Source organism: Pelomonas sp. Root1444, from assembly GCF_001426885.1.
Classification (GTDB): domain Bacteria; phylum Pseudomonadota; class Gammaproteobacteria; order Burkholderiales; family Burkholderiaceae_C; genus Pelomonas.
The window spans coordinates 211-11,188 of sequence record NZ_LMFP01000023.1 but is presented as its reverse complement, the minus strand read 5'-3'; the positions used below and the strand labels follow the sequence as shown (position 1 = coordinate 11,188).

Annotated in this window: 6 protein-coding genes; all 6 read left to right on the top strand. The window is 68.5% G+C overall.

What is annotated here, in order from left to right; genetic code table 11:
* Window positions 1-214 precede the first annotated feature (214 nt).
* Complete coding sequence (locus tag ASD35_RS15995) at window positions 215-3,289, top strand: TonB-dependent receptor (protein WP_056875959.1); 3,075 nt, start codon at window positions 215-217, stop codon at window positions 3,287-3,289.
* Between the two features lie 62 nt (window positions 3,290-3,351).
* On the top strand, window positions 3,352-4,989 hold the full coding sequence (locus tag ASD35_RS15990) for a DUF5597 domain-containing protein (RefSeq protein ID WP_056875958.1): 1,638 nt from the start codon (window positions 3,352-3,354) through the stop codon (window positions 4,987-4,989).
* Window positions 4,990-5,000: 11 nt separating this feature from the next.
* Window positions 5,001-7,187 (top strand): hypothetical protein, encoded by a 2,187-nt coding sequence (locus ASD35_RS15985; protein ID WP_056875957.1) that lies wholly within the window; start codon window positions 5,001-5,003, stop codon window positions 7,185-7,187.
* Window positions 7,184-9,538 carry a glycoside hydrolase N-terminal domain-containing protein gene (locus tag ASD35_RS15980; RefSeq protein WP_082580204.1) on the top strand — a complete coding sequence of 785 codons (2,355 nt, stop codon included), beginning with the start codon at window positions 7,184-7,186 and terminating at the stop codon, window positions 9,536-9,538. The genes ASD35_RS15985 and ASD35_RS15980 overlap by 4 nt, the downstream gene beginning before the upstream one ends.
* Window positions 9,538-10,824 carry a GDSL-type esterase/lipase family protein gene (locus ASD35_RS15975; protein ID WP_056875956.1) on the top strand — a complete coding sequence of 429 codons (1,287 nt, stop codon included), beginning with the start codon at window positions 9,538-9,540 and terminating at the stop codon, window positions 10,822-10,824. The genes ASD35_RS15980 and ASD35_RS15975 overlap by 1 nt, the downstream gene beginning before the upstream one ends.
* A 4-nt stretch (window positions 10,825-10,828) precedes the next feature.
* The coding region (locus ASD35_RS28585) for a family 1 glycosylhydrolase (protein WP_162254474.1) at window positions 10,829-10,978 on the top strand (150 nt) is incomplete at its 3' end.

Below are 10,978 nucleotides of genomic sequence, written 5' to 3'. Positions count from 1 at the left end.
CGCTCCCGTCTCCGGCCGCCAGGAGGTGTTGGAGAACTGGGTGAACAAGTTTTGCGGTTGACCTGCGCAGGTCGCCACCCAGCTGCCATGACAAGACCCACCCGCCACGGCTCCACCGCCCGCGCACGCCGGCGATGTTGACGCCGCCACCATCACCCGCCCCGTCACCCCCAACAGGGCCTTCCGGCCCGAGATGAGAACCAGAGGAGACACCATGAACAAGTACCAGAGAACCGCCGTTTCCCTTGCCGCCGCCCAGGCCGCGCTGCTCTGCAGCGGCCTGGCGATGGCCCAGACCGCAGCCGCGCCCGCGACCGCCGCCTCGGCGCCCGCCGCCAAGACCGAGAACCTCGAGACCGTCGTCGTCAGCGGCCGCCGCGCGGCGTTGCAATCGGCGCAGAAGATCAAACAAGACTCCGACGAAATCGTCGACTCCATCGTCGCCGACGACATCGGCAAGCTGCCCGACCGCTCCGTCACCGAGGTGCTGCAACGCATCGTGGGCGTGACCATCGATCGCACGATGGCCAAGAACGATCCTGAGCACTATTCGGTCGAAGGCTCCGGCGTCAACATCCGCGGCCTGAGCATGGTGCGTTCGGAGCTGAACGGCCGTGACACCTTCTCAGCCAACGGTGGTCGCACACTCAACTTTGAGGACGTGCCGCCGGAGCTGATGGCAGGCGTCGACGTCTATAAGAGCCCGTCCGCCAAGCAGATCGAAGGCGCCATCGGCGGCCTGGTCAATCTGCGCACGGCCATGCCTTTCGACTACCCCGGCTTCAAGGCCGCAGTGTCCGTGGACGGTACGCTGTCCAAGCTGCAGAAACGCTGGTCTCCTTCTGGATCAGCGCTCCTCTCCAATCGTTGGAAGACCGACCTCGGCGAGTTTGGCGCGCTGCTCAGCCTGGCGCACTCTGAAAGCCGCACGCGCAATGACACAGTCCAGGTCGAGCCCTACTTCCTGATTGATGCCGATCGCTCCGACAGCTCGACCCAACGCACCGTTTGGGCACCGCGGGGCCTGGCTTGGCGCACGCTGGAGTTCGAGCGCAAGCGTGATGGCCTGTATGGCGCGCTTCAGTGGCGCAAGGATTCGCTGCAGTCTTCGCTGACGCTCTTCCAGTCCAAGTACAAAATGGACTGGACCGAAACGGCCAACTTCGGCCAGGCGGGTACTCCCTACGACCTGGCCCTGCAGCCAGGCTATGCCGTCGATGGCAACAACGTGCTGGTCAAGGGAACTCTCTACAACGCCGGCGGATCGGATTTCGGCGCCGTCAATTTCGGTGCCGACACCCGCTACGCCACCCGCAAGTCCGACACGCGCGACCTGTCCTGGAACCTGACCTGGAAACCCAACAACCAATGGACGCTCAGCAGTGATCTGCAGATCATCCGCTCCAAGACCCGCGCTCAAGACTACACGGTCGGGACCGGTCTGCTGATGAGCACGGAGTCGATGGACTTGTCTGGGTCCACGCCGCGATTGGTCTACGACTCGGCCTTCCAAACCGCCCTCCTGAACCCCGCGAACAACTACTGGGGTTACACGATGGAGTACCAGGAAGGCAGCAAGGCACGCTCCAACGTCTGGCGCGGCGACGCGACGTTCAGCTTCGACAACTCGGTCTGGGACGACATCAGCTTCGGTCTGCGCATCACCGACCGCAGCGCCGACAACGTCGTCAGCTCCATTCCTGGAGGCCAAGCCTGGACGCGTGGCTATCACTGGGCCGCCATCTCGCAGACCTGGCAGACCGGCTGGGCTATCAAAGATCTGGCCCGCTTGAGCGACCCGCGCTTCTCGAGCGGCGTCTATCAGCACAACTTCGACGGCTTCTTCGGCGGCAAAGTGAGCATGCCTAGCCTGCTGATGCCGGTCGCCTCGCTGGCAAAGAGCGGATACCCCGCTGACTGGCAAAAGCTGCACAACTACGCAATCGCCTCTTGTGAGGACATCTATGGCGCGGGCCAGTGTCCGAGTTGGACGGGAACGACCTGGACACCGTCCACCTATGGCACGGACCCGATCAGCAAGAACTTCCAAGAGGAGAAGAGCCAAGCCGCCTATGCGCAGGCGCGCTTCCACCTCGACGACTGGAACCTGCCAATCGACGGCAACGTGGGCGTGCGCCTTGTGCGCACGGACATGACGGCCCAAGGCTACAGCCTGTTCACCATCGACAACGGTTTGAGCGCTGGCCAGACTGCAGGCGGCGTTCCGCAGCCGACGTTGACCGCGTTCGCAACGCCCATCGACTACACCGGTGCATACAACAATGTGCTGCCCAGCCTGAATTTGCGTTTGAAGGCCCGGAATGATCTGCAGTTCCGCTTTGCTTGGGCGCAGGCGATCGCTCGGCCGGACTTCTCTCAGCTGATGGCCTACACCAACATGAAGCTGTCCGCCGCGGACAAAACTACCACCGGCAACCAGGTCGTCGTCGGCCGCTGGGACATGACGGGCGAGTCGCTCGGCAACCCTGCGCTCAAGCCGATCAAGTCCAACCAGCTTGATCTGACCGGTGAGTGGTACTTCTCCAAGAGCGGCTCCATCACTGCCGCCCTGTTCAACAAGCAGTTGAAGGATGTCATCGTCAACCAAACCGCCATCACCAAACTCACAGGTTCCGATGGCACGGTCTATGACTTCACCGTCACCACCCCGGTCAACGGTGCCAAGGGCCATGTGCGCGGCGTTGAACTGGCCTTCCAGCGTTACCTCGACATGCTGCCCGGCTGGCTGGCCGGCTTTGGCGTGCAGGCGAACTACACCTACATCGACAGCAAGACCAAGCCCTACAACCCGATCACCGGCACGATGTGCAGCGGCACGAGCGCAGATGCCAACAACCTGCAGCTGAACATCAACGGCTGCGACACGGACGGCCGCGTCTTTGGCAACCTGCCGCTGGTGGGCATTTCGCGCAACTCGTACAACCTGGCGCTGATCTATGACTACGGCAAGCTGTCGGCACGCTTGGCCTACAGCTGGCGCTCCAAGTACCTGCAGGGCGTGAAAGTCAACGGCACCAACGGCACCAACGGCCGCGATGCCAGCGGAAACGGCGTGGCTTGGGCACTGCCAACCTGGAACGACGACTACGGCCAACTTGATGGCGGCGTGTCATACAAGATCAGCGACCAACTCAGCGTCAGCCTGGAAGGCCAGAACCTGACCAGTACCGTCAACCGCCAGTTGATGCAGCAGCAGATCGGCATGATGACGCGCGCAGCGTTCTATACCGGTCCGCGTTACGTTGTGCGTGCGAGCTATACGTTCTGACCTGGCTTAGCCGGTGGCGGCTTCAGTCGCCACCGGCTTTCTTTAACTCGCCTTCGAACACGATGCGCAAGCTGCTTATCACCCTCCTCGCGTCAGCTGCGACGCTGGCGACGGCCGCCGAACTGCCCCGCCTCGTCTCCAAGGACGGCCGCCACGCCCTGCTGGTTGACGGCAAGCCCTTCCTGATCCTTGGCGCGCAAGCGCACAACTCCAGCAACTACCCCGCCGGCCTCGGACCGGTGTGGACGGCCGCCAAGGACATCAAGGCCAACACGGTGCTGATGCCGGTGGCCTGGGAGCAGGTGGAGCCCGAGGAAGGCAGGTTCGATTTCAGCTTCGTCGACACGCTGGTCAAGCAGGCCCGCGAGCAGAAGAAGCACCTGGTGCTGCTGTGGTTCGGCACCTGGAAGAACACCAGCGCCCAGTACACGCCCGAATGGGTCAAGCTCGACCCCCAGCGCTTTCCGTTCAACATGGATCGCGAAGGCAAGGCGAACTACAGCCTCAGCCCCTTCGGCACCGAGACGCTGAAAGCCGACAAGCGCGCCTTCGTCGCGCTGATGACGCATCTCAAGAAGATCGACTCGACCGAGCGCACCGTGCTGATGGTGCAGGTCGAAAACGAGGTCGGCACCTACGGCCTGGTGCGCGATTTCGCCCCGGCCGCGCAGGCCGCCTTCGAGCAGCCCGTGCCGGCCGCCGTGCTGGCGCGCCAGAAGCCCGTCGGCGCCGCCAAGCACGCGACCTCGGGCACCTGGCGCGAGGTCTACGGCGACTATGCCGACGAGTATTTCCACGCCTGGGCCATCGCCCGCTACATCGGCGAGATCGCGGCGGCCGGCAAGGCCGTCTACGACCTGCCGATGTTCGTCAACAACGCGCTGCGCGACCCGCTGGAGCAGCCGCCCAGGCCCTGGAACAAGAACTTCGCCAGCGGCGGCCCGGGCTGGGACGTGATCGACATCTACAAGGCCGCCGCACCCGCCGTCGACATCGTCGCGCCCGACATCTACCGGCCCGAGTCCGAGCAGGTCAACGCCAACCTGCGCCTGTTCCAGCGCCCGGACAACGCGCTGTGGATCCCCGAGATCGGCACCAAGCCGGCCTACGGCCGCTTCCTCTACGCCATGCTGGGCCGCGGCGCGATCGGCGTGTCGCCGTTCGGCATCGACTATTTCGACTACAGCAACCACCCGCTGGGCGCGACCGCGACCGACAAGACCATCGTCGAACCGTTCGAGCGCGTCTACCGCATGTTCGCGCCCATCCAGCGGCTGTGGGCGCAATGGGCCTTCGAGGGGCGCACCCGGGGCATTGGCGAAGGCGACGACCGCAAGCCGCAGCAGCTCGACTTCCCCGGCTGGACGGCCAAGCTGACCTACCGCCTGGGCCGCTTCGGCGAGCCGAGCTGGGGCGGCGAATTCGCCCAACCCGCGGCCGGCACCGAGCAACCCGCCGGCGGTGCGGCAATGGCCCAGATCGGCCCCGACGAGTTCATCCTCATCGGCCACCGCGTGCGCGTGCGCATGGAGCCGGAGGCGGGTGCCCGCGGCATGATGCTGCGCGCCGAGCAGGGCCACTTCGACGACCAGGGCCGCTGGGTCATGGAGCGTGTCTGGAACGGCGACCAGGTCGACTACGGCCTGAACCTGCCCGCCGAGCCCGTCATGCTCAAGGTCCGCATGGGCCGCCCCCGCTGAGGACTTCCGCGATGCAGCGCCGCCAACTGCTGCAGGCCGCCGGCCTGCTCGCCGCCCTGCCTGCCTGGGCCGCCGAGAACCCGTCCCCCGCCTATGACTGGCGCAGCCTCACCTTCGGCGGTGGTGGCTTCGTCGACGGCTTCGTGTTCCACCCGCGCGAGCAAGGCCTGCTCTACGCCCGCACCGACGTCGGCGGCGCCTACCGCTTCGACCCCGCTGCCCAGCGCTGGCTGCCGCTGCTGGACCATCTCGGCAAGGCCGACGCCGACCTGATGGGCGTGCTCAGCATCGCCGTGGACCCCGGCGACGCAAACCGGCTCTACGCGGCCTGCGGCCTCTACACCGGCCAGTGGGCACGAAATGCGGCACTGCTCGCGTCGAACGACCGCGGCGCGACCTGGCAGACACATGAACTGGGCCTCAAGCTCGCCGGCAACGGCCCCGGACGCGGCTCGGGCGAGCGCCTGCAGGTGGACCCCAACCGCCCCGAGCGGCTGCTGCTGGGCACCACGGAGGACGGCCTGCTGCAGAGCTCGGACCGGGGCCAGCGCTTCGCGCGCGTGAGCGGCTTCCCGGCCAAGCACGTGTCCCTCGTGCTGTTCGATGCGAAGAGCGGCGAGCCCGGGCAGGGCTCGCGCACCATCTATGCCGGTAGCCACGACCAGCCCGGCCTGTTCGTCTCCACGGACGCCGGCAGCAGCTTCAAGCGCATCGCCGAACTGCCGGCCCAGGCGCCGCAGCGCGCCGCCTTCGGTCCCGACGGCTCGCTCTACGTCAGCCTGGCCGCGGGCGAGGCGGGCGCCATCGTCAACCCCAGTCATGCCAAGACCGGCGGCGTCTGGCGCCGCACGCCGGAGGGCCGCTGGCTGGACATCACGCCCGCCAAGCCGACGGCGGCGCAGCCCTTCGGCTATGCCGGCCTCGACGTCGATGCACGCCGCCCGGGCCGGCTCGTCGTGTCCACCATCGAGCGCTGGGGAGCCGGCGACGAGATCTTCATCTCCGACGACCACGGCGCCAACTGGACCCCGCTCAGCCCGCGCTCCAGCTTCGACGCCACCCGCCACCCCTGGCTGCAGGCCTACCAGCGCGACCGCCGCCCGCTGGGCCACTGGATCGCCGACATCAAGATCGACCCGTTCGACGGCGAGCGCGCCGTCTACGGCACCGGCTACGGCCTGTGGATGACCGCGAACCTCGGCGCCGCGCGGGTGAACTGGGCCTTCGCGGTCGACAACCTTGAGGAAACCGTCGTGCTCGGGCTGGAAAGCCCCTCCGGCGGTGCCGCGCTGCTGGCCGCCATGGGCGACGTCTCCGGCGCCGCCTGGGACGACATCGGGCAGGGCCCGAAGACCGGCCTGTTCCTGCCGGCCGGCGAGACCTGCCGCTCGTTGGCCTATGCCGAGCTCAACCCCGGCATCCTCGCGCGCACGGTGGACGGCAATGCCACCGGCGGCCACTGGTCCGGGGACGGCGGCGCAAGCTGGCGGCCCTTCGCGGCCACGCCGCAGCTGGGCCAGAAGCCCGGCGAATGGGCCGCGGCCGGGCAGATCGCGCTGTCTGCCAAGGGCGGGTTCTTCGTGTGGGCGCGCCAGGGCCAACCGGCCACGTTCTCACGCGACCGCGGCCGCAGCTGGACTGCCTGCACCGGCTGGCCGGACGAGCGCGACTTCGTGTCGACGCCGGTGGCGGACCGTGCCGTCGAAGGCGTGTTCTACGTGCACGACCGCGCCAATGGCCGCGTCCTCGTCAGTGTCGACGGGGGCGCGAGCTTCCAGCCCAGCATCACCGGCCTGCCCAAGTTGCAGGCCTGGCAGGGCGCCCAGCTGATCTCGGCACCCGGCAAGCCGCGCGACCTGTGGCTGGCCACGCCCGGCGGCCTGCTCCACATCGCCGGTGCCGATGCCAAGGCGCAGACGCTGCGCGCCGTGGCCGAGCCCTGGCGCGTGGCCGTGGGCAAGGCGGCAGCGGGCGCCAGCGACCACGCCGTCTACGTCTGGGGCCGCGTCCTCGTCGGCGGCAATCCGGTCGAAGGCCTGTTCCGTTCCACCGACGGCGGTGCCAGCTTCCAGCGCATCGACGACGACCGCCACCGCTACGGCCGGCTCGGCGCGCTGGCGGCCGACCCGCTGGAGTTCGGCGTCATCTATCTCGCCCCGGAAGGCCGGGGCGTCATCATCGGCAAGCCGCGCGCATGAACCAAGCCTCTCGCCCGGTCCTGCTCCGGCTGAACGGAACGCAACTGTGGTTGCATGTCGTCGTTGCGCTGCTCCTGCTGTGGACCCTGCGCCCTGCGCACGCCGCCGGGCTGCTGCACTACGACAAGCCCGCGCCCGACACGCCGCAGGGCTGGGAACAGCAGGCGCTACCCATCGGCAACGGCCGCATCGGCGCCATGCTGTTCGGCCAGGTCGCGCGCGACCGCCTGCAATTCAACGACATCACGCTGTGGACCGGCGACGGCCGCAACCTCGGCGCCTTCCAGGCCTTCGGCGACGTCGTCCTCGAACTGGACGGCGCTGGTGCGCCCGTGGCCGACTACCGCCGCGAGCTGGACCTGCAGCGCGCCCGGCATCGCCTCAGCTACCGCCAGGACGGCGTGCGCTTCGAGCGCGAGACCCTCGCCAGCCACCCGGCCCAGGTCATCGTCTGGCGACTCAGCGCCGACAAGCCCGGCCGCTACAACGGCCGCATCACGCTGACCGACCGCCACGGCGCCGCGCTGTCCGCCGCTGGCAAGACGCTGACCGCCGTCGGCGCACTGCCCAACGGCCTGGCCTACGCCAGCCAGCTGCGCGTGCTGCATGAAGGCGGCAGCGTCGCCATCGACGGCAACACGCTGGTCTTTCGCAACTGCAACGCGCTGACGCTGGTGCTCGGCGCCGGCACGAGCTACGTGCCCGACGCCGCGAAGCGCTTCCGTGGCGAGCCGCCGCTGCCGCGCGTGCAGGTCCAGGTGAGCGCCGCCGCCGCGCAGCCCTGGCCGCAACTGCAGGCCGCGCACGAGCGCGACGTTCGGACGCTGCTCGGCCGCGTGCAGCTGGACCTCGGCACCAGCCCGGCCGAGCGCCGCGCGCTGACCACCGACGCCCGGCTGGCCGCCTACACCAGGCACGGCGGCGACCCCGAGCTGGAGGCGCTGTACTTCCAGTTCGGCCGCTACCTGCTGATCAGCAGCTCGCGGGATTCACTGCCCGCCAACCTGCAAGGCCTGTGGAACGACAGCCTGCAGCCGCCATGGAACGCCGACTACCACAGCAACATCAACCTGCAGATGAACTACTGGCCGGCTGAGCCGACCAACCTGGCCGAGGCAGCCCGGCCCTTGCACCGCTTCGTGCAGAGCCTGATCCCCGAATGGCGCCGCGCAGTGGGCGAGCGCGCCGCCCTCGCCTTGAAGGACCCCAAGGCCCTGCCGCCCGAGACCCCGCCCTGGGACAACTCGGTGCAGCCGCCGCAAGAGACCTTCCTGACCGCTACCGGCAAGCCCATGCGCGGCTGGACGCTGCGCACCGCGACCAACCCTTTCGGCGCACAGACCTATCTCTGGAACATGACGGGCAATGCCTGGTATGCCCGCCACTTTTGGGAGCACTACGCCTTCACGCAGGACAAGGCCTTCCTGCGCAACGTCGCCTGGCCGGTATTGAAGGAAGTGGGCGAGTTCTGGGAAGACAGGCTGAAGGCCACGCCCGACGGCAGGCTGGTCGCCCCCAACGGCTGGTCGCCCGAGCACGGGCCCATCCAGGACGGCATCGCCTACGACCAGCAGATCCTGTGGGACCATTTCGACAACATGGCCCAGGCCGCCGCGGTGTTGGGTGACCGCGCCGCGCAGCAGCGTGCCGCGTCGCTGCGCGACCGCCTCGCCGGCCCGCGCGTCGGCAGCTGGGGCCAGCTGCTGGAATGGCACGACGAGCTGAACGACCCGGTGCTCGACACACCGAAGGACACGCACCGCCACGTGTCGCACCTGTTCGCCCTCTACCCCGGCCGGCAGATCTCCGCGCAGCGCACGCCCGAGCTGGCTGCCGCGGCGCGCAAGACGCTGGAGGCCCGCGGCGACGTCAGCACCGGCTGGTCCATGGCCTGGAAGATGGCCTACTGGGCGCGGCTGCGCGATGGCGAGCACGCGCACCAGCTGCTGCGCGGCCTGCTGGCCACGCCCGGCGCACGCACCGCATTGGCCGGCAGCGAAGTCAACCAGGGCGGCACCTACCCCAACCTGTTCGACACTCACCCCCCGTTCCAGATCGACGGCAACTTCGGCGCCACCGCCGCCATCGCCGAGATGCTGCTGCAATCGCATGATGACGCCCTCGAACTGCTGCCCGCCCTGCCCGCGGCCTGGCCTGACGGCTCGGTCAAAGGCCTGCGCGCGCGCGGCGGCTTCGAGGTCGACATCCGCTGGGCGAACGGCCGCGTCACGAGCGCCATCGTGCGCTCGGTGGCCGGCAGCGGCGGCGGCAGCGTTCGCGTGGGCGAACGCGTGATTGCCCTCCGCCTCAAGCCCGGCCAGTCACGCACGCTGCGAGCCCAGGACTTTTGATGAACCGCCTCCTCCTTGCCCTGCTTTCCCTGCTGCCGCTGACAGCGCAGTCATTGGACCTCGACAACGGCCGTCCCGCACCCGGTTGGTCCGTCACCATCACCGACTTCGAAGGCGAGGCCAAGCTCGATGCCGACCGGGTCACCGTGCCCAAGCCGGCCAACCCGCGCGTGCCCAACAGCCACGTCGCAGCCCGCCGCGGCGACGACGGCGCGCTGACGCTGCAGTTCAGCAACTCCTGGATCGCCCAGGCGCGCTGGCAGGGCGGCGCACCGCTGAACCTGGAGCCCTACCTGCGCGAAGGCACCGTCGAGTTCGACCTGAACGTCGTCGACCTCGCCCATGGCGGCCTCAAGTTCGCGCTCGGCTGCGGCAAGGACTGCGAGCGCAAGGTCCCCTTCCTGTTCGCCGGCCGCGAGCTGATCGGCAAGGGGCGCCGGCACATCGCCTTCGCGCTGAAATGCTTCTGGCGCGACGGTGACGACTTCGGTGCCGTGCCTGCGCCCTTCGCACTGCAGGCCACCGGCAGCGGCGAAGTCCGCATCGCCAACCTGCGCTTCAACCGAAAGGGCCAAGCGACGACCGCCTGCCCGGACTACCGCACCCAGTCCGTCACGCCCGAGCCGCTGCAGGAGGCGTGGGCGGTGGACTGGTGGCTGCCACGCCACGAAGCCAAGCTCGCAGAAATCAAGGCCCACCGCGACGCCGGCCGGAACGTCGACCTCGTCTTCGTCGGCGACTCCATCACCCAGGGCTGGGAGAAGGAAGGCCAGGCCGCCTGGGCCCGGCATTTCGCGAAGTACAACGCGGTCGCCCTGGGCTTCGGCGGCGACCGCACCGAGAACCTGCTGTGGCGTCTGCAGAACGGCGAGCTGGCTGGCATGAGCCCGAAGGTGGTGGTCATGCTGATCGGCACCAACAACACCGGCGAGCGGCTGGAAGACCCGGCCCTGACCGTGGCCGGCATCCGGCGCAACCTCGACGAGATCCGCCAGCGCCAGCCACAGGCCAAGGTGCTGCTGCTGGCGCTGCTGCCGCGCGACGAGAAGCCCGACGGCGCGCTGCGCCGCCATAACGCCCGCATCAACGCGCTGCTGCCGGCGCTGGCCGATGGCCGCCAGGTCTTCTTCCTCGACGTCGGTCCCGCGCTGACCAACCCGGACGGCACGCTGTCCAAAGGCATCCTGCCCGACTGGCTGCACCTGAGCGAGCAGGGCTATGACATCTGGGCGCGCAGCCTGGAATCCACCTTGACCCCTTGGCTGGCGCCGCAAGCCCACCGCTGACCCCATGACTGCACTGACCTACTCCAGCCCCTTCCCCGCCGACTTCGTCTTCGGCGTCGCCGCCGCCGCCGCCCAGATCGAGGGCGCCGCCTTCGAGGACGGCAAGGGCGAGTCCATCTGGGACCGCTTCTGCCGCCAGCCCGGCAAGGTCCAC